Raw genomic sequence first — 23,364 nt, forward strand, 5'->3', positions numbered from 1 at the left:
CCCGGACGTCGAGTTCCGCGCTGTCCCCCGTGCCGTCTTGGCACTTCCCAGAGGGCGCGTGGATTCCGATGATCGGGCATGTCCATCCAGTCGCCCCACGCCCTGCGCTTTGCCCCAAGCATCCTGTACCTGAGCCAATCGCCAGAGCTGGTGAGCAGGGCCTTGGCAGGCCAACGCGTCGCGCTGCCCGAAGCCCTGCCGCTGCGCGACGATGTCTCCACCGACGAAATCACACCGATCGCGATCCTCACCCACTTCGATGAGCAGTTGGGGCGCTACCCCTACACCGGCTTCAAGGCCGGTGGCCAGGCGCCCGTCGGGGTGGACGCCCTGCGCACCAGCGGCATACAGGTGGTGGTGGCAGGCAAGCGCTACGGCAAGGGCTCCTCGCGTGAGCACAGCCCGGCGGCCGAAAAGCTCGCGGGCGTGCGCCTGGTCATCGCCGAGAGCTTCGAGCGCATCTACCGGCAGAACGCCGACAACATCGGGCTCATCACCTCCACCGACTTCGGGCTGATTGCGCGGATCGAGGCCGGCGAGGAAATCACCTGGCGCGAGCTGCTGACCGGACGGGATACCCTGGATGCCGCCGTGCTCGCAGGCGGTGGCCTGCTGCGCTTTGGTCAGGCGCACCTGGGCCAGGTGTCCGAGCCGCTGCCGCCAAGGCAGCCCCAGGCTGGGGGGCGCACACTGTTCGAGAAGATCGTCGCGCGGCACGCACTGGCCACCGGGGTCACGCCGGCCAACCCGGGCCGGGGCGATGGCGCCTTCGTGCGTGCAGACTGGCGCTTCATCCACGAGTACTACACCGGCATGGCGGCCCACATGCTGCATGCCACCTTCGGCAGGCCATTGGTGCTCAAGGACCCCGGTTCGGTCATCGTGTTCGAGGACCACACCTCCTATGTGCAGGAGAGCCCTGCGCACGTGCGCGGCGGCCTGGTCCCCAACGTCCATCGCATGGTGCAGGCACAGCGCGAGTTTGCGCAGGCTTACGCACTGCGCACCCACCGCACCCTGACCGAGCAGGAAGCCCGCGACGACGACGGCGGCAACGTGGCCGGCATTTCGCACGCGATGATGGCCGAGCACTATGCCCTGCCCGGGCAACTGGTGGTCGGCACCGACTCGCACACCCCGCACAGCGGTGCGCTGGGCTGCGTGGCCTTCGGGGTCGGCACCACCGACATGGCCAACGCCTTCGCCACGGGTGCGGTGCGGCTGACGCTGCCCGAGACCCTGCGCATCGTTCTGGACGGCGCACTGCCCCCGGGCGTGACGGCCAAGGACGTGGTGCTGCACCTGCTGGCGCAGCCCGGCATCCGCGGCGGTGCTGGCGTGGGCAAGGTGTTCGAGTTCACCGGGCCGGCCATCGCTGGCCTGGGCACGGACGAGCGCGCGACCTTCACCAACATGACAGCGGAGCTGGGTGGATTCACCGGCATCGTGGCGCCCGACGAGGAGACGGTGCGCTTTCTGCGCGAGCGTCGGGGCGTGGATTTTGTGGTCGAAGACTGGATGTGCAGTGACCCCGACGCCACCTATGCCGACACCATCCGCATCGATTGCGCGAGTGTGCCGGCGATGGTCGCCTCCCCGGGCGACCCTGGCAACGGCCTGCCCCTGTCCGCCCTGGCCCACCAAGTACGCATCGATATCGCCTACGGCGGCTCGTGCACCGCAGGAAAGCGCGAAGACTTCGACCACTACCACAAGGTGCTGCGCTGGGCCGCAGACCGCAACCTCAGGGTGGCACCCGGTGTCGAGCTGTTCCTGCAGTTCGGAACCACCGCCGTGCGAGACCACTGCATCGCGGCAGGCTACCTCGACGCCTTCGAGCGGGTCGGCGCGCGCATCCTGCAGCCCTCGTGCGGCGCCTGCGGCAACTGCGGGCCTGGAGGATCGAGCCGGGCGGACCAGGTCACGGTGAGCGCCATCAACCGCAACTTTCCGGGCCGTGGCGGCCCGGGCAACGTGTGGCTCGCCAGCCCGCCGACCGTGGCCGCCAGCGCGATTGCCGGAGAGCTGATGTCATTCGACGAACTGCAACAACGATTTCCCACTTGAAAAGAAAATGAAGGAGACACCACCATGAAATCCCCACCCACCAGGCGCAGCGCCTTATCGCGGCTCGGCCTTTGCCTGGCGCTGGCCTCGGCATCACCGTGGACCATGGCCCAGCCGGCCATAGGCGACAAGCCGATCCGCATGGTCGTGCCGCTGGCCGCCGGCTCTACGGTCGACGCGGTTGCGCGCGCGCTCGGGCCCAGCTTCGGGCGCAGCACCGGGCATCCGGTGGTCGTTGAAAACATCGTGGGCGCCGGCGGTATCCCGGGTACCTCGCAAATCGTCAAGGCGCCCAAGGACGGGCTGACGCTGGGCATGATCTCGTCCAACCACGTCATCAACCCCGGCATCTACAAGACCATCCCGTACGACAGCCTCAAGGACATCACATCCATCGCCGTCCTCGTCACGGTGCCCCTGGTGCTGGCGGTCAATGCCAGGCTGCCGGTGAAGAACGTCCAGGAGCTGCTGGCCTATGCCAAGGCCCACCCCGGCACATTGAACTACGGCTCTGCCGGCAACGGCAGCACCCTGCACCTGGCCGGCGAGCTGATGATCGCCGAGACCGGCATCGACATGAAGCACGTGCCTTACCGCGGCACGGCCCCGCTCATCACCGACCTGGTGGGCGGCCAGGTGCAGCTGGGCTTCGTCTCGGTCTCGCAGGTCGCGCCCCAGATCAAGGCAGGCACGCTGCGCGCATTGGCCGTGTCCACACCCCTGCGGTCATCGGCCCTGCCGGAGGTGCCCACCATGGCGGAAGCGGGTGTGCCGAAGTACAGCTTTGACGCCTGGATCGCCCTGGTTGGGCCCGCCGGGCTGGGCAAGGCGGTGGTGGACAGCTACGCCAGCGCCATCAAGGCCGCAATTGCATCGCCCGAAGCACAGGCCGCCATCCTGGGCCAGGGCCTGATGGTCATGGACAAGGGCCCGGGCGAAGCGCCTGCCTTCTTCCAGTCGGAGCTGGCCAAGCACCAGAAGCTGGTCAAACAATCCGGAGCCACGCTGGACTGATGCCCATGGCGACCATCCACACGGCCGACCTGTGCGATGAACTGGGCCCGGCTGCGCGGGTATGCCTGGCGCCATGGCGCAGCCATGGCGGCCGCCACGCAGTGTCAGGCCACGTGCAGACCCTGCGCACCTTCGAGGACGCCGCCCTGATCCGCCACACCTTGGGCACACCGGGCAAGGCTCGCGTGCTGGTCATCGACGCGGGCGGCTCGCTCAAGGCCGCCGTGCTCGGTGATCGCATGGCGCGCATCGGGATGGACAACGGGTGGGCGGGCGTGCTCGTCTACGGAGCCATCCGTGACGTCGCCATCCTGCAGGGCCTCGACTTCGGCGTGTTTGCCCTCGGCAGCGTTCCAGCGCGTGGAGGGAAGGCTGGGACCGGCGAAGTCGGGGTCGACCTGACCATCGGGAGCGCCTCGATCCGGCCGGGTGATTTCATCGCCATGGACCACGATGGGGTGGTGGTGACAGCGGGGATATCCACCACCAGGCACCCAGCGGGTTGAAGGCACTGCGCTGACCGATGCCTGGGGTGGCCTGCCATCTGCAGGCACTCCTAAAGCATGAGACCGGCCATCCATTGGTACAGCGGAATTCCCACCAGCAGATTGAAAGGGAACGTGACGCCCAGCGACAGCCCGATGTAGACGGCTGGGCGGGCCTCCGGGACCGCATGCCTAAGCACGGCGGGCACGGCGATGTAGGAAGCGCTGGCCGCCAGCACTGCGAGCAGGGTGGCGTCCTCGACACCCACCCCTGCCATCCGTGCAAATGCCAGCGCCAGAGCCGCATGCACCACCGGGCCCAGCACCGCGTAGGCAAACAGAGAGGGCGCCAGCGAGCGCAAGCCCGCCATCTGGCGCGCAGTCAGCAGGCCCATGTCCAGCAGAAAAAAGGCCAGCAAGCCTTTGAACAGGTCGCCGGTGAAAGGCTGCATCGCCTTCGCCCCCGCGGGGCCCGATACCAGGCCCACGAGCAGGGCGCCCACCAGCAGCACCGTGCCGCCGTCCGTGAGGGCTTCGCGCAGCACGCCCGCCATGCGCGGCGGTGCATTGCCGATGGCCATTGCCGCAGCGCCTGAGCCCCCAGCCGCCATGCGCTGGGTGCGGGCCCACTGCGCACCCACCAATGCCAGCACGATGGCCGGCGACTCCATCAAGGCCATGGCTGCAGCCATGTACCCGCCGCCGGGGTTGCCCTGGGATTCCAGGATGTGCGCGGCAGTCACAAAGGTCACCGCGCTCACGCTGCCGTAGGTTGCCGCCACGCTGATGGCGTCCAGTGGAGGCAGTGCGCGCTTGAGAAACTGCCAGTCCAGCAAAGGGATGAGGATGGCCAACAGCACAGCGCACCCAAGGGCCGCCACGACAGCCGATGTCACACCGGTCTGGCCCAGCGCGAAGCCGCCCTTCAGGCCCAGGGCCATCAACAGGTACAGCGATAGAAATCGGGACAGGGGTGGCGGCACTTCCAGGTTGGAGCGCAGCAGCCCGGCGGCAACGCCGAGCACGAAAAACAGGATGGCGGGGTCCAGAAGAATGTTCATGGCTGCGAATGGTAGGGACAAGCTCCAATCGAGGAAAATCAATAGTATCGATACAGACCATAGACAAAACCCTATGCATGCCACCTTTCGACAACTGCGCCTTCTGATGGCCTTGGCCGACACCGGGTCCATCACCGGCGCGGCCCGCGCATGCCATGTGACCCAACCCACCGTGTCCATGCAGATCAAGGAGCTGGCCGATGCCGTGGGCATGCCATTGCATGAACAGATTGGCCGCGCCCTGTACCTGACACCTGCCGGCGAGGCTGTCGCGGAAAGCGCGCGCGCCATGGTGGCGGAGTGGGAGGCGCTGGAGCAGCGCATCGCAGGCCTCAAAGGTCTGCGGCAGGGGCGTTTGCGGGTTGCGCTGGCCAGCACGGCCAAGTACTTCATTCCGCGCATGCTGGGCCCCTTTTGCGCCAGGCACCCTGAGGTGGACATCGAGCTGCAGGTCCTGAACCGCGATGGCGTGGTGCAGCGCATGCGCGCCAACCAGGACGATCTCTACATCCTGTCCCTGCCTCCAGACGACCTTCCGCATGAGCGGCTGGCATTGCTGGACAACCCGCTGGTGCCGATCGCCGCGCTGGGCCATCCCTTGGCAGGCGCCGCCCGCGTGCGTGCCGCGCGGCTGCAGCAAGAGCCCTTCATCCTGCGCGAGCGGGGTTCAGGCACGCGACTGGCCGGCGATGCGCATTTCGCGCGCCTGGGGCTGCACCCTCGCGTGCGGCTGGAGCTCGGCAGCAACGAAGCCGTCAAGCAAGCGGTGGCGGCAGGCATGGGGCTGGGCCTGGTGTCCCGGCACGCCCTGGCCGGCCAGCCTTCGGCGGAAGGGCTTGCCGTGCTGAAGGCGAACCGCTTCCCGGTGCCCTCTTCCTGGTCGGTGCTCTGGCTCCAAGGCAAACGGCTGTCGCCGGTGGCCAGCGCATTTCTGGAACACCTGCAGGAGCTGGCAACCCAGTGGGAGGTGCATTCCTGAAGGGCCCTGCAACGCACGAGGCGATACCCGGCATCACCCGGCACATGCTGACGGCTGGTGGCGGCACGCACATCGCCAACTGCCTGGTGGGCGGCCAGGTGAACAGTGGCATGCTGGTGCTCTCCACCGCCATGCCTTTTCTAATGGACGGCAAGATCCGGGCGCTGTGGATCTCGGACACCGTGCGCGTTCCGCAGTTGCCGCACATCAAGCGCATCGGCATGGCCATGCCCCTTTGGCAGAGACTCTTCATGAAGGCCGGTCCGCCTGCCGCCAGGGTGACTGCGGTCGACAAGGCTTTGCAGGAGTCGCTAGCGAAGCCCGAGCTGCGCCAAAAGCTGCATGACGCGGGCAGCTCCGTGGCACCGATGCACGGCCCCGAGTTCAAGGCCTTCATCAAGCCTCATGCTGCGCTGTACCGCGACATCGTGACCAGCTCTAAGATCACGATGGAGTGACGACCGCGGAGCGGCGCGGCTGGGGACCGCTTTGCAGCGGTTGCGGTCATCCGCCCTTCGTCGTCGAGCGCGCAATATCGGCCAAAAGCTGCCGCCCAGTCAAAGACGCCGCTTGAGGAAAAGCGGTCATTTCTGTAGCGCATCTGGTAGGTGCAACAACCCGACTAGTCGCGTTGGCCAGGTGCCAGATTCGCACGGATCCACGACGACACGTCGGTCACCGGAATGGCGTTGCGTTGATTGAATGTCCCGGTCTTGTCCCATGCCACACCGCGTCCTTGGGCAAATGCCGCGCGGTATTTCCGCATCATGTTCTGCGGGTCGCGCGCCAGTTCGTCCAGCAGATATTGCTCGGGCCATTCCGACTTGCTGAAGGGACGGCCCAGGGCTGCTTGCAGCTTGTCCGCTACTTCGCTGTATGTCACGGTGTCGCCAGCCAGAAAAACGATGTCGTTGCGGAAGCGCGGTTGGGCGAACACGACAGCGGCCGTCAGCGCTCCGATATCTTCCGGCGTCGTCAGCGTCACCGCGGTGTCGCGGCTACCCAGGGCGTGTACTGCACTGTTTTTCAGATCCACGACGCCGAATTCCGACTCGAACAAGTAGCTCATGAACATGCCGGTGGAGATGATCACCCACTCCGTTTGGTGCTGACTGCGCAGCAACTCACGCACGTCCAGTTGCGCGTCGAAAATGTCCTGCGGGCTGCCTCGACCAATCACGTCGAAATCCACCCCGAACTGCCAGGGGAAGTACCTTGGAATGCGTGCTTGCAATGCGGCTCGCGCAAGCTTCATCGGCGTATTGATCCCGGCGGCATAACCCGCGCAGCCGATCACCGTGTCATAGCGCGCGAACACTACGGCAAGCTCGTCAATGGAGCTTTTCACCAGATCGCCCACGACGATCTCGATACCGAGGTTGCGAATCTCTGCAACATCTCGCTGCTTGCCTGGTTCGGTGGATTCGACGGCGCTGGCGCGCAGCAGCACACTGATCTTCGCCCCAGTGACGTCCTTCGCGCGGCGTGCCAAGTTGCTCAGCACTGGAAAACCAAGTTCGCCAGCACCGAGAACGAGAATATTTTGCGACGTAGCGTTAGGATCTGATAGGTTCATCTGTTAGCCCATTTGAGAGAAAGTTGGGCCAGTCTAGCCACGCATCGTCGGCAATGTAAGAAGGCACACGCGTGATACCGGGAGCAAAACCACAGTGAATCGAGACGAAATTCTTCAGTACGCGCAGACCGTGTGTGACGGCTTGCGGGACGATGACGACGGGGTGCGGCGGGAGGTGCTCGCGCATGCCGGGAGCCGTTGGTCGCTCGGTATCGTCCACACCCTTGGCGTGTATGGCAGGCTCCGCCACGCTGAGATTGGCAGACGTATGCACGGGGTGACCCAGCGCATGTTGACGCTGACCTTGCGGCAGTTGGAGCGCGATGGGCTGGTGCTCCGTCACGACTTCGAAGAGGTGCCTCCCAAGGTCGAGTATGAACTTTCAGAAACCGGCATGGAGTTGCTGGTTCGGATGGTTCCGCTTTGGACATGGATCGTCGAAAATGCGGACCGCTTCCGGGAAGCTCGGCAGAACTTCGACAGCCAACACCGCGAAGCCAACTCTTAGTCACCAAACCGCAACCACCTGGAAGGTGCATTCGACGGCGCTAGCGGATGTCGCGTCCGTCAACCAAACGGGTGCGGCATGCACAATACGGTCGGTGTTGAAAAGCGAAGCCGCTATCCGCGCATTTCCACTGAACGTCGGCATCCAGCCTAAAACGGCCTTTGACTTTCATTTGCCTCATGGTAGTGCCACTTGCCAGAGCGGGAGGCGCAGAATGAATCAGCGAAGCCGCCCAGGGGATCACCAACCAGTTCCCTGCGCCCCAAGCCCGCGCACTGCACAATCCCTGCATGCCACCGCAGCCTTCCTCTCCCCCAACCCACCCACCATCACGTACACAACCCCTCTGGCTGATGCTGCTGGTCCTGCTATCGGGCTTCGCGCTCAGCCAGGCGTACCGCACCACCGCCTCCATCGTGGCCCAGGGGCTGCAGGCGGACTTCGGCCTGGGGGCCTCGTCGCTGGGGGCGTTTGCCGGGCTGTTCGGCCTGTCGTTCGGCGTGGCGCAGCTGCTCATGGGGATTGCACTGGACCGCTACGGCCTGCGCCGCACGGTGCTCGCGGCCGCGCCGTTGGGGATCGCCGGGGCCGCCTTGTCGGCGCTGGCGCCCAGCCATGGCTGGCTGATGGCCGGGCAGGTGCTGATCGGGGTCGGCTACTCACCGGCGTTCGTGGCGTGCACCCTGTTCATTGCGCGGTACTTTTCGGTCGAGCGGTTTGCGTTCTACTCGGGCGTGAGCATGGGCGTCGGCAGCCTGGGCCTGATATTCACCGGCACACCGCTGGCCTGGGTGGTGCAGCATTGGGGATGGCGCACGGGGTTCGGCCTGCTCGCCGTGCTGAGCGCGCTGTCGTGGGTGCTGATCTTCGTGCTGGTGCATGAGCCCGTAGCCCCTGACGCACCGCCCACCCCCCAGGAAAGCTGGGGCCGGTCGCTGGCGCGCTTTGCCGAGCTGCTCACCGTTCCCCATACCTGGGGCATCGTGGTGCTGGGCATGTCGTGCTATGCCGCGTTCCTCACGCTGCGCGGCCTGTGGTTGGGGCCTTTGCTGACCGACCGGTTTGGCTTCTCGCTGCTGGACAGCGGCAATGTGGCGCTGGTGCTTTCGTTGATTGCGGTCTTCACCCCGGCCGCGTTCGGGCGCATGGACCCGGGCGTGCACCGGCGCCGCGCCTGGATTGGCAACGCCTCGCTGCTGATGGCCAGCCTGTTCGCGGTGCTTGCCTTCCTGCACCACGGTGCTGCCACCGTGGTGCTCATTTTTCTCATGGGGCTGTTGTCCGGCTATGGCGTGCTGCAATACAGCGACGCACGCGCATCCTATCCGCCCGAGATGACCGGGCGCGCGCTGTCTCTGTACACCATGTCCATGTTCCTGGGCGTGGCCCTGATGCAATCGGTGACCGGCGTGGTGGCCGCCTGGGCCGGGCGATGGGGCGTCGAGCCTTACCAGACGGTGTGCCTGGCCATTGCGGCCTGGTTGGCGCTGGCCTCGCTGGCGTTCCGGCTGCTGCCGATGTCTCCTCTGATCCAGCGCCCATGAACCCCTCCAAGATGGCGGCGGTTCAGCCCCGCACCACGCCCGCCAGCTTTTTCACCAGCGGCTCCATGGCCTCCACCGGCACCTGCGCATAGCCCAGCAAAAAGCCGCGCCAGGGCTGCGCGCGCAGGCCCACCGCATGCAGGCTGAGCGCCGGCGCCATGATGCCGTGCTGCGCCATGAGGCGCGCGCTCAGCGCCACGTCGTCGGCCGCGCCATCGTGCAGGCGCAGGGCCAGGTGCATGCCGGCCGTGCCGCCGTGTACGCTGGCCACATCACCCAGCTGCTGCGCCAGCGCGGCCACCAGCGCATCGCGGCGCTGGCGGTACAGGCGGCGCATGCGCCGCAGGTGCAGGGCGAACTGGCCGCTCACGATGAACTCGGCCAGCGCGCGTTGCTCAGCGGTGCGCCCGCGCGGTGCGGCCCGGTCCAGCAGCAGGGCCAGCGCGGGCGCCAGGGCCGTGGGCACCACCATGAAGCCAATGCGCAGGCCCGGAAAAAATGTCTTGCTGAAGGTGCCCAGGTAGACCACGGGTGCGTCGGGCGCCAGGCCCTGCATGCAGGCCAGGGGCGGGCCGTCGTGGCGGAACTCGCTGTCGTAGTCGTCCTCGATCACCAGCGCGCCGGCCTGGCGTGCACCGTCGATCAGCGCCAGGCGCCGCGCCAGGCTCATCACGCTGCCCACCGGGTACTGGTGCGAGGGGGTGGTGTAAATGAGCCGTGGGCGCTGGCGAAGCCAGTCGGCGGCCGAAGGCGCCATGCCTTCGCCATCGACCACGATGCCCACGGCCTTGAGCTGCGCCGCGCGGAAGGCCGCCACCGCGCCCTGGTAACCGGGGTTTTCCATCCACACCTTGTCGCCGGCATCGGCGAATGCCCGCGAGACGAGGTCCAGGCTGCCCTGGGTGCCGTCGGTGATGAACACCTGGGCCGCATCCACCAGAGCGCCGCGTGCCACGCGAAGGTGGCCGGCAATGGCCTCGCGCAGCGCGGGCTCGCCCGCCGGGTCGGCATAGTTGAGCTCTGAGGGCTTGAGCGAGGCCCAGGCCTTGTCCAGCGTGCGCCGCCAGCGCAGCACCGGAAATTCACCCAGCGCCGGCACCCCCGGTGCAAACGCGGCCGAGGTTTCGGAGCCCGGCAACACCGGCATGTTCTGCGCGCGCCGCGACAGGCTGGCACGCGGTGCGGGCGCGTCCGGCCGGGGCTCGGCAGCCGCCAGCCGCCCGGCCAGGGGCGCCACCACGCTGCCGCGCCGGCTGGCGGCAATGAAGCCCTCGCTCGCCAATTGCTCGTAGGCGTAGAGCACGCTGTTGCGCGCCACGCCCAGCTCCGCAGCCAGCGTGCGGCTGGCGGGCAGGCGCGTGCCGCTGGCCAGGGTGCCCGCGCGTATGCCCTGGCGCAGGCACTCGTGCAGCTGGCGCTGCTGCGGCCAGCGGGCGTGCACTGGTTGCGCCTGGAAGGCGGTGAACAGCAGCTGGAATTCCATGGTGTTTCTGTGGCCCTAAAAAATAGTGGTGTCTTGGGTCTTATTCTGGCACCACGAGGGCCTTAAATTCCGCTCCCTTGTTGACCTACTCCCGATCGGAAAAACGCCCCGTGAATGACACCCCTGCCATCGCCCTGCCCCCCACCGACCGCACCCGCGTGCGCCGCGTGGCCGAAAACGCCACCTACGACCGCGCCACGCTGCACGCCATCATCGACGCGGCCTACCTGTGCCACGTGGCGTTTGCCGACGACAAGGGCACGCACTGCATCCCCACGGCCTGCTGGCGTGAGGGCGAGCACCTGTACATCCATGGCTCCAACGGCGGGCGCCTGATCAAGTGGCTGGGCAAGGGCCTACAGGCCTGCGTCACCATCACCCACCTCGACGGCCTGGTGCTCGCACGCTCGGCCTTCAACCATTCGATGAACTACCGCTCGGCCATGGTGTATGGCTGCTTCGAGCCCGTGGCCGACAAGCACGCGTCGCTGGCCGCGCTGATGGACCACCTGGCCTTGGGCCGCCAGGCAGAGATACGGCCCGGCAACGACAAGGAGTTCGCGGCCACCACGGTGATGCGCATCGCGCTGGATGAAGCTGCCTGCAAGGTGCGCAGCGGCCCGCCGGTGGACGATGCAGAGGATATGCAGCACCCGGTGTGGACCGGTGTGCTGCCCCTTGTGCAGGTGCGCGGCGTGCCCGTGGAGGACCCTTTGAACACCATGGGCGTGCCAAGCTATGTGCAGGCGTGGGCCCCGCGCCCGGCATAGCAAGCGCCCTTGCAGGCACCACCATGCTCCAGCTGAGCCCCGGCACCCTCCTTCGGTAGGGTGTCCCGCTGCGCTGCGCTCTTACACAATCCGTATTTTTCACCTCTTGCGGCCATGGGCGGCACATGCAGGAAGACTGCACAAGGAGAAGATCGGATGGCATTCACAAAACGCCCCCGCACGCTGAAAGCCTGCATCGCGGCAACCGCACTGCTCGCCCTGGCCGCCTGCGGCGGGGGCAGCTCAGAGGGCACTGGTGGCACTGGCGATGGCGGCGATGGCAGCACTGCGGCAGTGCGCATCGTCGGCGCGGTCGAGAAGCCGGGCGCCTATGGCGAGCACGAGCTGGTTGCCGCCTTCGGCAAATGGGCTTTCACCCACACAGGCAACTATGCCGATGGCTCCAAGCATGATCTGCGGGGCCCGCCGCTGATCTCCCTGCTGCGCAACGCGGGTGGCACGGGTTCGGTGGACGACACTTTCGTGATCGCCACCGGCAGCAGCGGCCGACGCGTGGCATATGCCATGCCCGAACTTCTTTTCGACTCCAGCGGCAGGTACATTTTTGTGGATGTCCATGAATGGGTGGATGGCACGACCTGGATTCCCATCGCGGGTGCCGAGGGTCCTTTTCGCCTGACCGGGTCTGACAAGAGCTTCCAGCGGGACGTACCCAACCTCCGACAACTGGAGGTGCGCACCTTCCGGTCGGCAGCGGTGGCCGTTGGCGGCGGCGTGTCCAGCGCCTTGACCGTGTCGGGTGCCGTGAACAAGCCGGCGAGGTTCGACCTCGCTGCGCTGCAGGCGCTGCCTGCATCGACGGTCGTGTTCGACAGCGACACCTACACAGGGGTCAGCCTGTGGACGCTGCTCCACGGCACTGCGGGACTGAAGACAGACCCTGCGCTGCGCGACCCCACCGTGGCCATGGTGGCCGTGGTCACCGGCAGCAGCGGCCACAAGGAACTGATCACGCTGGGTGAAATCGACCCTGCCCATGACAAGCTGAACGTCCTGGTCGCGTATGCCGTCAATGGACGCCCCCTGGGCGCCGATGGCATGGCAAGGCTGGTGGTTCCCGAGCGGTATTTCGTCACCCGCGGCGTCATGAACCTCGTCGACATCGAGGTGCAGACGCCCCCACCCTGACACGCGCTGCCGCTCGATCCCAACCAGGCCATGCGGCGCAAGCCGTCCGTCAGCCGGCCTTGTAGATCAGCGCGGCCGCCCGCGCCTCCATGGCCAACCCCTGGCCCACCGGCCCCAGGCGCTCGGCGGTCTTGGCCTTCACGTTGACCTGGTCGGGCTCCACCCCAAGGGCTTTGGCGATGCACTCGCGCATGCCGGGGATGTGGGCAGCCAGGCGCGGCGCCTGGGCCACCACGGTGCTGTCCACGTTGCCGATGGTGTAGCCCGCAGCCCGCACGCGGCGCGCGGCTTCGGCCAGCAACACGGCCGAGTCGGCACCGCGGAACTGGGCATCGGTGTCCGGAAAGTGCCGGCCGATATCGCCCAGGCCCGCCGCGCCGAGGATGGCGTCGGTGATGGCGTGCAGCAGCACGTCGGCGTCGGAATGGCCGAGCAGGCCCATGGTGTGGGGGATGGTCACGCCGCCGATCACCAGTGGTCGCCCTGGCACCAAGGCGTGCGTATCCCAACCTTCGCCAATTCTAAAATTCATGTATTCCTTCTTGCGCCTGCAAGAGCCGCATTCTCAATTTTCACGCGCCCACACGGAGCGCGACTCCGGTCCATCAGCAGAGTATCCCGCCCACGGGATGCGGCTCAGAAAATCGTCTTGCGCCCCGTCTCGGTGGCGCCCTGCCCGCGCTCGCCGCCAAAGCGGGCCAGCGTGGTGCCGTAGCCGCGCTGGGCCAGCACGGCCTCGGCCAGCGCGAAGTCGTCGGGGTAGGTCACCTTGAAGTTCTGTGCGCCGCCGGGCACCAGGCGCGGGTGCAGGCCCATGGCCTCCATGGCGCTGGCCTCGTCGGTCACGTTGGTGCCCACTTTGGCCAGCGCATCCAGCAGCGGGCCGATGCGGAACATCTGCGGCGTCTGCGCCAGCCATTTGTTGCTGCGGTCCACGGTGGATGCCACGCGCACGCCACCGGGGCCGTCGATGGAGGTCTTGAGCGTATCGGCCAGCTGGTGGGCCAACAGGCCGCCCACGCTGTCCTGCGCGCACACATCGATGAGGCGGTCGATCTGCTCGGCCGTGACCAGGCAGCGCGCCGCATCGTGCACCAGCACCCAGTCATCGCGCTGGGCGCCGCGCTCCTGCAAGGCCTTGATCCCGCCCTGCACCGTGGCCGCGCGCGTGGGGCCGCCGCATTCCACCACGAAGTACGAGGGGTGGTCGTGCGCGTCCAGATACCTGTCGCCCGGGGCCACGGCCACCAGCGTGCCCGCCAGGCGCCCCACCCCCGCAAATGCGGCCAGGGTGTGCATGACCATGGGGTGGCCCGCCACCAGGTGGTACTGCTTGGGCAACGGCGGCGGCGCGGGTGCCAGGGGCTCGCCCGCTGCCCCGGCCAGCGCGCCGAACGCCGAGATGGTGGAGCCCGCCGGTGCAGCCGGGGGCGCCGCCACCGCGCGCGAACCCGTGCCCGCACAGGGCACGAGCGCCCAGAAACGCCCCTGCACAGACGTGGGGGCATGCGAAGCGGTGAGCGAGGGTTGCAGCAGCGGGTCGATGGTCATGAGGGGGCCATTTTAGAAGGCTTGGCCCACCCCACCGCCAGTATTCAAGGCCTTTCATGCAGGAACCAGGTACCGCAGTCCACCAGCCCCAGCGCATGGTGGCGCAACGCGATGCCGGGCATCATCAGGGTGCAGGGCGCGGCCAGGTCATGCTCGCGGGCCAGCGCCAGGGCGCTGTCGAAGTCCTGCGGTGGCTGGCGCACCGTGAATTCGAGCATGGTGCCGTAGTGCGCCCACAGCTCGGCGCCATGCTGCTCGCGCCAGCGGCGCAGCAGCGCGATGAAGCCGTCGGCGCGGCCGCGCTCCATGCCGTACCAGTGCAGGTAGGCCAGCGCTTCTTCGCCGTGGGGCGTGGGCAGCAGCACCAGCCAGGCGTTGTCAGGGTCGAAACGCTCCTGCCGGCCGCGCTCGGGGTCGCTGGCACCCTGGGCCTCTTCAAGGGCCGCGAGCCAGCGCTCGAAGCGCAGGCGGTCGCCCGCGCATTCGGCCCAGGCGGCGTCGAAGCCGACGCTGGCCTCCTCGGCCACGCCGGCCGCAGCGAGCTCACCGCGCCAGACGTCCAGTTGGTCCCCTTCGTCCAGGGGGTAGAAGCTTTCTGCCAGCTCGGCCAGCACCTCGTCGGCGCCGATGCCGTGCGCAGTGGCGATGAAGGACCGGGGCGACACGTCGTCGCGCGCGGCGCCCTGCTCGTAGGGAAAGCGCATGAACAGGTCATCGGCCAGCGCCTCGGGCCCGGGTGCCTCGGCGGCGCCGGACCACAGGGTGGTGACCACGGGCCAGCGTCCACTGCCCTGCTCCACCAGCGCCCGCGCCGCCTGCCACATGGCCTGGCGTTCGTCCACCGGCACCTGGGCCGCCCAGGCGATCTCGCCACTGGCCGCACCGCCATGGCCGGGCACCGGCAGGGCCAACCAGTCCAGCGCCGCCAGGGGCGTGCCCTGCAGCCGGGCGAACCAGGCTTCGCGCGACTCCGTGGGAGTGTCGGCCACCACCGCTGGTGGCTCAGGCGCAGGCACCGGTGTAGATGCAGCGCGCGTGGCCAGGGCCGCCCGCCATGTGGCCACCGCCTGTGCATCCACGCCCAGCGCCTGCTCCAGGCGGCCAGCGCGCAGCAGGTTGCCGGCGGCAGGCACCACGGCCAGATCGAGCAGCCGTGTGGCAGCGGCCGGTGCATCGTGGGCCAGCCAGGCGGCGGCCACCTCGGTGGCATCGCCGTCGCGGCCCTCGGCGGCCAGCAACAGCCAGCTGGCCTGCCAGATGTTGTGCACCAGGTAGCCACCGGCAAAGCCCGTGGCGCGCAGGTAGCCGGCCATGGCGCGCGCAATCGCCAGGGTGTCCGTGGCCTCGGCCGCAGGCGCGACGTCGATGTGGCCGGCCGACTGCAGTTGTGCCAGCATGGCGGCCACCTCGTCTTCGGGCAGGCCCAGCGCGGCCAGGTCGTCGGCGGTGGGCACGCCAGCGAGCAAGGCGTTCGACACGCCGAAGTGCTGTGCAATGCGGGCCTTGAGCACCAGCTCCGCATCCATGCAAAAGGCGCCATAGGCCAGGTGCGGTCGCGGGTCGCCTGCCGCGCCCTGGCGCTGCACCAGGGTGGCGAGGAAGGCGGGCGACCAGTCTTCGCCCGCAGGTGCCAGCTGCAGGCGGCCCGGCAGGGCCAGAGACTGCAGCAGCTGCCCGGCCTGCTGCCCGGCCCAATCGGCCATTTGGGCGGTGTCCATCGCCTCCTGCTCGCCCACCGCGGGGCACCCCTTGCCAGCCAGCAGGGCCACCAGGGGCAGCAGCTTCTGCCCCTGCATCACCAGCGCGCCATGCGCCGGCAGATGCCATGCGCCCTCGCGCTGCAGCAGCAAGCCCAGCGCGGCCAGTGCCTCGGGCGCATAGCCGGCCACGGCGGCCAGCCGGGCGTTGGCGAGCAGTTCGTCCAGAGCGCTGTCAAGGCGCTGGTCGTTCAAATGTCGAGTGGTCAGCGGGATCAAGGCGATTCCTCCTTTTGGCGCGCGAGTGTAGGCACACAGGGCTGCAGGCGTGGGCATGGCCCGACGAATGGGGGGAAATGGACGACGGTCAGCGCGGGCCATGCGGCGCCTGGGCACTTGTCACAGCCTGTACGCCCCAGCAAAGATGCGTTCCACCACCTAAAATGGTCTGTTGCCCCCCATCCAGCCCGTGCGCGTCTCGCGCCCCTGGGGATGCGGTGGGCCCAGACGACCCCTACCGTCCGCATGGAACTCCCCAAACTCTCCCCCGGTAAACGTTTCACCCTGCCCCGCCCCGTGGGCAGCGCCGATTCCCTGCTGCTGGCCCGCCTGGCCGAACGTGACAAGGCAGGGGGCCGCACCACCGCCATCGTCACGGCCGACGCCACCGATGCGCAGCGCCTCATCGAAGAGATGGCGTTCTTTGCGCCCACGCTGCGCTGCGCGCTGTTCCCGGACTGGGAGACACTGCCCTACGACACCTTCTCGCCGCACCAGGACCTGATCAGCGAACGGCTGGCCACGCTGTGGCGCATCAGCCAGGGTGAGGCAGACGTGGTGCTGGTACCGGCCACCACGGCGCTGTACCGCCTGGCGCCGCCCTCCTTCCTGGCGGGCTACACCTTCCACTTCCAGGTCAAGCAAAAGCTCGACGAGGCCAAGTTCAAGGCCCAGCTCACGCTGGCCGGCTACAGCCATGTATCCCAAGTGGTGAGCCCGGGCGAATACGCGGTGCGCGGCGGGCTGATCGACCTGTTCCCCATGGGCTCGCTGGTACCTTACCGGGTGGACCTGTTCGACAACGAGATCGACAGCATCCGCACCTTCGACCCCGACAGCCAGCGCAGCCTGTACCCCGTGCCCGAGGTGCGCCTGCTGCCCGGCCGCGAGTTCCCGATGGACGACGACGCACGCGCCAAGTTCCGCAGCCGCTGGCGCGAGATGATCGAGGGCGACCCGACCAAGAGCCGCATCTACAAGGACATGGGCAACGGCGTGGCCACGGCCGGCATCGAGTACTACCTGCCGCTGTTCTTCGACGACACGGCTACCGTGTTCGACTACCTGGGCAGCGAGGCCACGGTGGTGCTGCACGGCGACCTGGAGCCGGCTTTCCAGCGCTTCTGGCAGGACACGAAGGACCGCTTTCGCCTGGTGCAGGGCGACCCGGAGCGCCCGGCGCTGCCGCCCGATGCGCTGTTCCTCTCGGTGGACCAGTTCTACACCCGCGCCAACCTGCATGCGCAGCTGTCCATCCGCCCCGGGGTGGAGGATATTGCCGACAACCCGCACTTCCAGAAGCTCGGCGACCTGTCGGTGGTGCGCGGGGCCGAGGACCCGCTGGCCCGCCTGCACGCCCACATCCGCAACACTCAGCACCGCGTGCTGCTGCTGGCCGAGAGCGCGGGCCGGCGCGAGAGCCTGCTCGACTTTCTGCGCGCCAGCGGGGTCAGCCCGCCGGCCTTTGACTCGCTGGCCGAGTTCCAGGGCACGCCCGACGAAAAGGTGGGCATTGCCACCGCTGGCCTCACCGTGGGCTTCAGCTGGATCGAGGACGGCATCGACTTCGTGACCGAGACGGAGCTGTTTGCCGCCGGCCCCACCACGCGCCGGCGCAAGAAGCAGGAGCAGGTGAGCGATGTCGAGGCGCTGATCAAGGACCTGGCCGAACTCAACGTGGGCGACCCTGTGGTGCACAGCGCCCACGGCATCGGCCGCTACCGCGGCCTGGTCAACATGGACGTGGGCAACAAGAACGCCGACGGCACGCCCGCCATGCAGGAGTTCTTGCACCTCGAATACGCCGACAAGGCCGTGCTCTACGTGCCCGTGAGCCAGCTGCAGCTGATCAGCCGCTACACCGGCGTGAGCGCCGACGAGGCGCCGCTGCACAAGCTGGGCAGCGGCCAGTGGGAAAAGGCCAAGCGCAAGGCCGCCGAGCAGGTGCGCGACAGCGCGGCCGAGCTGCTCAACATCTACGCCCGCCGTGCTGCGCGCGAGGGCCATGCCTTCCGCTACAGCCCGCAGGATTACGAGACCTTTGCCAACGACTTCGGCTTTGAAGAAACTGCCGACCAGAACGCCGCCATCCACGCGGTGATCCAGGACATGATCAGCCCGCGCCCCATGGACCGCCTGGTCTGCGGCGACGTGGGCTTCGGCAAGACCGAGGTGGCCCTGCGCGCCGCCTTCGTGGCCGTCACGGGCGGCAAGCAGGTGGCCTTTCTCGCGCCCACCACGCTGCTGGCCGAGCAGCACTACCAGACGCTGATGGACCGCTTCGGCAAGTGGCCGGTGAAGGTGGCCGAGGTCTCGCGCTTTCGCTCGGGCAAGGAGATCACCGCCGCCATCAAGGGCATCGGTGACGGCACGGTGGACATCGTGGTCGGCACGCACAAGCTGCTCAGTGAATCGACGAAATTCCACAACCTGGGCCTGCTCATCATCGACGAGGAGCACCGCTTTGGCGTGCGCCACAAGGAGCAGATGAAGGCCCTGCGCGCCGAGGTGGACGTGCTCACCCTCACGGCCACGCCCATCCCGCGCACGCTGGGCATGGCGCTCGAAGGCCTGCGCGACCTGTCGGTCATCGCCACAGCACCGCAGCGGCGCCTGGCGATCAAGACCTTCGTGCGCAACGAGGGCACGGGCGTGATCCGCGAGGCGGTGCTGCGCGAATTGAAGCGCGGCGGGCAGGTGTACTTTCTGCACAACGAGGTGGAGACCATCGAGAACCGCCGCCAGAAGCTCGAAGAAATCTTGCCCGAGGCGCGCATCGCCGTGGCCCACGGCCAGATGCCCGAGCGTGAGCTCGAGCGCGTGATGCGCGACTTCGTGGCCCAGCGCTACAACATCCTGCTGTGCTCGACCATCATCGAGACCGGCATCGACGTGCCCACGGCCAACACCATCATCATGAGCCGCGCCGACAAGTTCGGCCTGGCGCAGCTGCACCAGCTGCGCGGCCGCGTGGGCCGCAGCCACCACCAAGCGTATGCCTACCTCATGGTGCCCGACACCGAGGGCCTGACCAAGAACGCCGCCCAGCGCCTGGATGCCATTCAGCAGATGGAAGAGCTGGGCAGCGGCTTCTACCTGGCCATGCACGACCTGGAGATCCGCGGCGCCGGCGAGGTGCTGGGCGAGAACCAGAGCGGCAACATGCTGGAGGTGGGCTTTCAGCTGTACAACGAGATGCTCAACGAGGCCGTCAAGGCGCTCAAGGCCGGCAAGGAGCCGGACCTGCTCAGCCCCCTGTCGGTCACGACCGACATCAACCTGCACGCCCCCGCCCTGCTGCCCGACGACTACTGCGGCGACGTGCACCTGCGCCTGTCGTTCTATAAGAAGCTGGCCACCGCCAAGAACCCCGACCAGATCGACGGCCTGCTCGAAGAGATCGTGGACCGCTTCGGCAAGCTGCCGCCGCAGGCCCAGACCCTCATCGATGTGCACCGCCTGCGCGTGCTGAGCCAGCCCTACGGCGTGGTGAAGGTCGATGCCGCCCCGGGCGTCATCCACATCACCTTCAAGCCCCAGCCGCCCATCGACCCGATGCGCATCATCGAGCTGATCCAGAAGAACAAGCACATCAAGCTGGCGGGCAACGAGAAGCTGCGCATCGAGCGCGAGCTCAAGGACCCCAAGGACCGCGCGCAGATGGTGCGGGACATACTGCGATCGCTGGGGCAGCCGCAGCCTGTCGCTGCCTGAGAGCGACGAACACAGCTCTTCTGGCGTTGTTGCTGCGTCTTGTCGTACTGACCGTACTGCCTGCGACGCAGCGCCTAGCCAGAACCGCTTCGCTGAGCTGTGTGCGCCGCTCCTGTCGGAAGGCCCGGATACGCATGGGGCTGCGCTCGACATCTTCCCTGGCATCTGGCATGGTGCGTGCATGCACTTTCAGTGACATGACCACCGCCCCCGCACTGCAACCCACCCTGTCGCCCAAGCTCCCCCAGCTGGCGGCCCAGGGCTTTGCGCTGCGCCACAGCCGCCAGGCGCACTACGAGTTCGACTGGCATGTGCACGATTGCGCCATGCTGCTATGGCCGCGCAAGGGGGCGCTGCAAAGCGCTTGGCAGAGTGAAGGCGCCCCTGGCCATGCCGGTTTCGCGCAGATGCGCCTGGCACGCAGCCAGGCCATCCTGCTGCCCGTGGCCACCGCCCACCGCACCCAGTCCGCCACGCAGCAGCAGGAGCATGGCGAGCTGTACCTGGCGCCCGAGATCGCGCGCGCCTGCGGCACCGGGCGGGGCGCCATCCGGCTCGACGCGGCGGCGCTGTCCATGCTCGATGCGCTGCTGGCCCCGGCGCTCGATGCGCGCGCGGCCGAGCCCCTGGTGCTGGCCGTGGTGCGCCAGATCGCCCGGGCGCGCCCGCTCGACGTGGCCCGGCCGCGCTCGCCTGCAAGGCAGATGCTGGCGCGCTTTGCCCAGGCGCTGGATTGGGACGAGCCCCTGCCCGGCATCGACGCCATCGCCTGCGAGCTGGGCACCTCCACCCGCCAGTTGCAGCGCGCTTGCCAGGACGAATTCGGCCAGAGCCCCGTGGCCCTGCGCCGGCAGATGCTGGCCGCGCATGCGCGCCGCCTGCTGGCCACCGGCCTGCCGCTGGCGCAGGTGAGCGGGCAACTGGGGTTTGCGACCAGCGGGCACTTGACGCGGCTGCTGAAGTCGGTGGCACACTGACCCTGCTGCGGCACCACCTGTCGCAATTGGGATCACGGCCTGTCGCATCCTGGTTTTCCAGATCGGGGCGCTGTTCCTAGCATGGGATCTCCTTCGTGATGGAGTTCCCCATGCCCGCCTTGCCCCCCGTTTCCCATCCCCGCAGACGCGCCCTGCTGGCCCTGGCCCTTGCCGGCATCTGCGCACCCTTGCTCGCGCAGACGACTGCATGGCCCACCAAGCCCATCACCCTGGTCGTGCCCTTCCCGGCCGGCGGCGGCACCGACCTGGTGGTGCGCGCGCTGCAGCCCCGGCTGCAAAAGGAGCTGGGCCAGCCCCTGGTCATCGACAACCGCGCAGGCGCCGGCGGCACCCTGGGCTCCGCGCTGGTGGCCCGCGCCACGCCCGACGGCTACACCGCGGGCGTGGCCACCACCAGCACCCACGCGGTCAGCGTGAGCGTGTACCCCAAGCTGCCGTTCGACCCGGCCAAGGATTTCGCGTATGCCGGCTTCATCGGTACATCGCCCTACGTGCTGGCCACCACGGGCGCCCTGGGCAAGCCCGACACCAAGGCCCTGCTGGCCGCGCTCAAGGCCAAACCCGAGGGCTTCAGCTTCGCGTCGGTGGGCGCGGGCACGGTGTCGCACCTGCTGGGCGAGCAGTTCAAGGGCGTCGCCAAGGTGACGCTGGTGCACATCCCCTATCGCGGCGCGGCACCGGCCTACACCGACCTGATCTCGGGCCAGGTGCAGCTGATGTTCGACAACCCGGCCGGGCTGGTGCCCTACATCCGCGCGGGCCGCATCCACGCCGTGGCCACCACGGCGCCCAATGCGCTGCTGGCTGGCGTGCCCACCTTCCAGCAGCAGGGCATGGCCGGGTTCGACCAGTCGCTGTGGTACGGCATCGTCTTCCCCGCGCAGACACCCAAGGCCGTGGTGGAGCGCTTCAACCAGGCACTCAACAGCGTGTTGTCCGACCGCGCCGTGGCCGCCGAGCTGGCCGCGCTGGGCGTGAACGCCGCACCGGGCACGCCCGATGCGCTGCAGGCGGCCGTGGTGCGCGACACGGCCTACTGGGGCCGCATCGCCAAAGCCGTAGGAGCGCGCGTTGATTGAGCACACCCTCCCCTTTCCCGCCTCGCTGCCGGCACCCGGCCAGGTCGTCCTGATCCGCGTGTTCGTCAACGGCCCGGGCGGCGGCAACCCCGTGCCGCTGGTGGCCGATGCGCGCGGCATGGATGCCGCGCAGATGCAGGACATCGCGCGCACCCACGGGCACGAGTCGGCCTTCGTGCTGCCGGCCGATGTACCCGGTGCCGATTGGCGCCTGCGATTTTTCGTGCCGCACCATGAGATGGAGATGTGCGGCCACGCCACCGTGGGCAGCCTGTGGGCGCTGCGCCGCTGGGGCGTGTGGACCACGCCCACGGCCTGCGTGCAGACCCTGAGCGGCCTGGTGGACGTGGAGTGGGACGCGGCACGCCAGCGCGTGTGGATCTCGCAGCCCGCCGTGCGCCAGGAGCTGCTGGAGCCCGATGCGGCTGCGCTCGTGGCGCGCACCCTGCGCCTGCCTGCCCCCCTCCCCACCACCAACGCCGCCACCAGCCGCGTGAAGACCCTGGTGCCCCTGCCCGATGCGGCCACGCTGAACGGCCTCGTGCCGGACTTCGCTGCCATGGAATCCACCTGCGACGCTATCGCCTCCACCGGCCTGTACCCCTATGCACTGGCCACCGGCGAGCAGGTGGCGGCAGAACCCACCGTGTTCGCCCGCCAGTTCCCGCGCAAATCCGGCTACCCGGAAGATGCAGCCACCGGCATTGCGGCGGCAGCGCTCTGGGGGCACCTGGCAGCCACCGGCACCATTGCCGTGGGCAGCGCGGCATCGCCCGTGGTGTGCACCGTGCGCCAGGGCGACGCCATGGGCAGCCCCTCGGCCATCGCGGTGCGGCCGCGGTTTGATGCGCAGGGTGCGGTCGCCGGCTGCTGGCTCAGCGGCGAGGTGATGGAGGGCGCGGCATGAACGACGACACCATGCACACCACGCCCGAAGAACGCCTGGCCGCCGCCGGCCTGGTGCTGCCACCCGCCCCCCAGCCGCGCGGCAGCTACGCGCCCTGCCATGTGCACGAGGTGGCGGGCCAGTGCTGGGTGGCGGTGAGCGGCCAGACCAGCCGCATCGCCGGCCAGGCCCTGGCCGGCATTTGCGAATCGGATGCCGACCTGCAGCCCGCGCGCCATGCAGCCACCGTGGCGATGCTCAACGCCCTGGCCGCATTGCGCACCGCCTGCGGCGGCGAGCTGGCCCGCGTGCAGCACGTGGTGCGCCTGCGCGGCTTCGTGCGCTCGGCACCCGGCTTTGGCGCACACCCTCGGGTGCTCGACGCCGCATCGGACGTGCTGGCCATCGCCTTCCCGCAGCATGCGCTGCCTGCGCGCAGCGCACTGGGCGCGGCCAGCCTGCCCGACGGGGTGTGGGTGGAGTTGGAGATCGATGCACTGTTTACACCACCGCCACAAGGCTGA

At 68.3% G+C, this 23,364-nt stretch carries 20 protein-coding genes; 14 read left to right on the top strand and 6 right to left on the bottom strand.

Going from position 1 to position 23,364, the window contains the following annotated elements; all coding sequences use genetic code 11:
* The first annotated feature begins 78 nt into the window (after positions 1-78).
* Genes ACSQ9E_RS17640 through rraA form a run of 3 tightly spaced genes read left to right on the top strand, consistent with a single transcriptional unit; the run spans position 79 to position 3,587 of the window.
* A complete protein-coding gene (locus ACSQ9E_RS17640; RefSeq protein ID WP_436218666.1) occupies positions 79-2,067 on the top strand; it encodes an aconitase family protein in 1,989 nt (662 codons plus the stop codon).
* Positions 2,068-2,091: 24 nt separating this feature from the next.
* The gene (locus tag ACSQ9E_RS17645; protein WP_057204737.1) at positions 2,092-3,081 is read left to right on the top strand and encodes a Bug family tripartite tricarboxylate transporter substrate binding protein; all 990 of its coding nucleotides are present in this window, start codon (positions 2,092-2,094) and stop codon (positions 3,079-3,081) included.
* 5 nt (positions 3,082-3,086) lie between these two features.
* Complete coding sequence (gene rraA, locus ACSQ9E_RS17650) at positions 3,087-3,587, top strand: ribonuclease E activity regulator RraA (RefSeq protein ID WP_057204801.1); 501 nt, start codon at positions 3,087-3,089, stop codon at positions 3,585-3,587.
* Positions 3,588-3,637: 50 nt separating this feature from the next.
* Here rraA and ACSQ9E_RS17655 read toward each other — a convergent pair whose 3' ends face one another.
* On the bottom strand, positions 3,638-4,627 hold the full coding sequence (locus ACSQ9E_RS17655; RefSeq protein WP_057263601.1) for a sodium-dependent bicarbonate transport family permease: 990 nt from the start codon (positions 4,625-4,627) through the stop codon (positions 3,638-3,640).
* A 73-nt stretch (positions 4,628-4,700) separates the two neighbouring features.
* Here ACSQ9E_RS17655 and ACSQ9E_RS17660 point away from each other — a divergent pair, with 73 nt between their 5' ends.
* Both ACSQ9E_RS17660 and ACSQ9E_RS17665 read left to right on the top strand, forming a co-directional pair.
* Entirely contained in the window at positions 4,701-5,606 is a 906-nt protein-coding gene (locus tag ACSQ9E_RS17660; protein WP_436218667.1) for a LysR family transcriptional regulator, read from the top strand.
* Between the two features lie 44 nt (positions 5,607-5,650).
* Entirely contained in the window at positions 5,651-6,064 is a 414-nt protein-coding gene (locus tag ACSQ9E_RS17665; protein ID WP_436218668.1) for a tripartite tricarboxylate transporter substrate-binding protein, read from the top strand.
* A 164-nt stretch (positions 6,065-6,228) separates the two neighbouring features.
* Here ACSQ9E_RS17665 and ACSQ9E_RS17670 read toward each other — a convergent pair whose 3' ends face one another.
* On the bottom strand, positions 6,229-7,182 hold the full coding sequence (locus ACSQ9E_RS17670; RefSeq protein ID WP_436218669.1) for an aromatic alcohol reductase: 954 nt from the start codon (positions 7,180-7,182) through the stop codon (positions 6,229-6,231).
* A 94-nt stretch (positions 7,183-7,276) separates the two neighbouring features.
* Here ACSQ9E_RS17670 and ACSQ9E_RS17675 point away from each other — a divergent pair, with 94 nt between their 5' ends.
* Both ACSQ9E_RS17675 and ACSQ9E_RS17680 read left to right on the top strand, forming a co-directional pair.
* Positions 7,277-7,690: a winged helix-turn-helix transcriptional regulator gene (locus ACSQ9E_RS17675; RefSeq protein ID WP_057204745.1), complete on the top strand. Its 414-nt coding sequence runs from the start codon at positions 7,277-7,279 to the stop codon at positions 7,688-7,690.
* Between the two features lie 353 nt (positions 7,691-8,043).
* Positions 8,044-9,234, top strand: coding sequence for an MFS transporter (locus tag ACSQ9E_RS17680; RefSeq protein WP_436218670.1), 1,191 nt, complete (start codon positions 8,044-8,046; stop codon positions 9,232-9,234).
* Positions 9,235-9,256: 22 nt separating this feature from the next.
* Here the strand turns inward: ACSQ9E_RS17680 and ACSQ9E_RS17685 are convergent, their stop codons facing one another.
* The gene (locus tag ACSQ9E_RS17685) at positions 9,257-10,717 is read right to left on the bottom strand and encodes a PLP-dependent aminotransferase family protein (RefSeq protein WP_436218671.1); all 1,461 of its coding nucleotides are present in this window, start codon (positions 10,715-10,717) and stop codon (positions 9,257-9,259) included.
* Between the two features lie 110 nt (positions 10,718-10,827).
* Between ACSQ9E_RS17685 and ACSQ9E_RS17690 the strand changes: the two genes are divergently transcribed.
* Together ACSQ9E_RS17690 and ACSQ9E_RS17695 are read left to right on the top strand one after the other, a co-directional pair.
* Positions 10,828-11,487 carry a pyridoxamine 5'-phosphate oxidase family protein gene (locus ACSQ9E_RS17690; protein ID WP_179679507.1) on the top strand — a complete coding sequence of 220 codons (660 nt, stop codon included), beginning with the start codon at positions 10,828-10,830 and terminating at the stop codon, positions 11,485-11,487.
* A 156-nt stretch (positions 11,488-11,643) separates the two neighbouring features.
* Positions 11,644-12,636: a molybdopterin-binding oxidoreductase gene (locus ACSQ9E_RS17695; protein ID WP_436218672.1), complete on the top strand. Its 993-nt coding sequence runs from the start codon at positions 11,644-11,646 to the stop codon at positions 12,634-12,636.
* Positions 12,637-12,685: 49 nt separating this feature from the next.
* Here the strand turns inward: ACSQ9E_RS17695 and ispF are convergent, their stop codons facing one another.
* The 3 genes from ispF to ACSQ9E_RS17710 all read right to left on the bottom strand — a co-directional run bounded on the left by ispF (position 12,686) and on the right by ACSQ9E_RS17710 (position 16,163).
* Positions 12,686-13,168, bottom strand: coding sequence for a 2-C-methyl-D-erythritol 2,4-cyclodiphosphate synthase (gene ispF, locus ACSQ9E_RS17700; protein ID WP_179679506.1), 483 nt, complete (start codon positions 13,166-13,168; stop codon positions 12,686-12,688).
* A gap of 104 nt (positions 13,169-13,272) precedes the next feature.
* Entirely contained in the window at positions 13,273-14,187 is a 915-nt protein-coding gene (locus ACSQ9E_RS17705) for an IspD/TarI family cytidylyltransferase (RefSeq protein ID WP_436218673.1), read from the bottom strand.
* A gap of 44 nt (positions 14,188-14,231) precedes the next feature.
* Positions 14,232-16,163 carry a DUF4253 domain-containing protein gene (locus ACSQ9E_RS17710; protein ID WP_436218674.1) on the bottom strand — a complete coding sequence of 644 codons (1,932 nt, stop codon included), beginning with the start codon at positions 16,161-16,163 and terminating at the stop codon, positions 14,232-14,234.
* Positions 16,164-16,409: 246 nt separating this feature from the next.
* Between ACSQ9E_RS17710 and mfd the strand changes: the two genes are divergently transcribed.
* The 5 genes from mfd to ACSQ9E_RS17735 all read left to right on the top strand — a co-directional run bounded on the left by mfd (position 16,410) and on the right by ACSQ9E_RS17735 (position 23,364).
* Positions 16,410-19,877, top strand: coding sequence for a transcription-repair coupling factor (mfd, locus tag ACSQ9E_RS17715; protein ID WP_436218675.1), 3,468 nt, complete (start codon positions 16,410-16,412; stop codon positions 19,875-19,877).
* Between the two features lie 197 nt (positions 19,878-20,074).
* Positions 20,075-20,854: a helix-turn-helix domain-containing protein gene (locus ACSQ9E_RS17720; protein WP_057264301.1), complete on the top strand. Its 780-nt coding sequence runs from the start codon at positions 20,075-20,077 to the stop codon at positions 20,852-20,854.
* A 110-nt stretch (positions 20,855-20,964) separates the two neighbouring features.
* On the top strand, positions 20,965-21,954 hold the full coding sequence (locus ACSQ9E_RS17725; protein WP_436218676.1) for a Bug family tripartite tricarboxylate transporter substrate binding protein: 990 nt from the start codon (positions 20,965-20,967) through the stop codon (positions 21,952-21,954).
* Complete coding sequence (locus tag ACSQ9E_RS17730) at positions 21,947-22,861, top strand: PhzF family phenazine biosynthesis protein (RefSeq protein WP_436177515.1); 915 nt, start codon at positions 21,947-21,949, stop codon at positions 22,859-22,861. Before ACSQ9E_RS17725 ends, ACSQ9E_RS17730 begins: the two co-directional genes overlap by 8 nt.
* On the top strand, positions 22,858-23,364 hold the full coding sequence (locus ACSQ9E_RS17735; protein WP_436218677.1) for a RidA family protein: 507 nt from the start codon (positions 22,858-22,860) through the stop codon (positions 23,362-23,364). The genes ACSQ9E_RS17730 and ACSQ9E_RS17735 overlap by 4 nt, the downstream gene beginning before the upstream one ends.

It is taken from the genome of Acidovorax sp. LjRoot118 (assembly GCF_964253575.1).
In the GTDB taxonomy this organism is placed as follows: domain Bacteria; phylum Pseudomonadota; class Gammaproteobacteria; order Burkholderiales; family Burkholderiaceae_C; genus Acidovorax.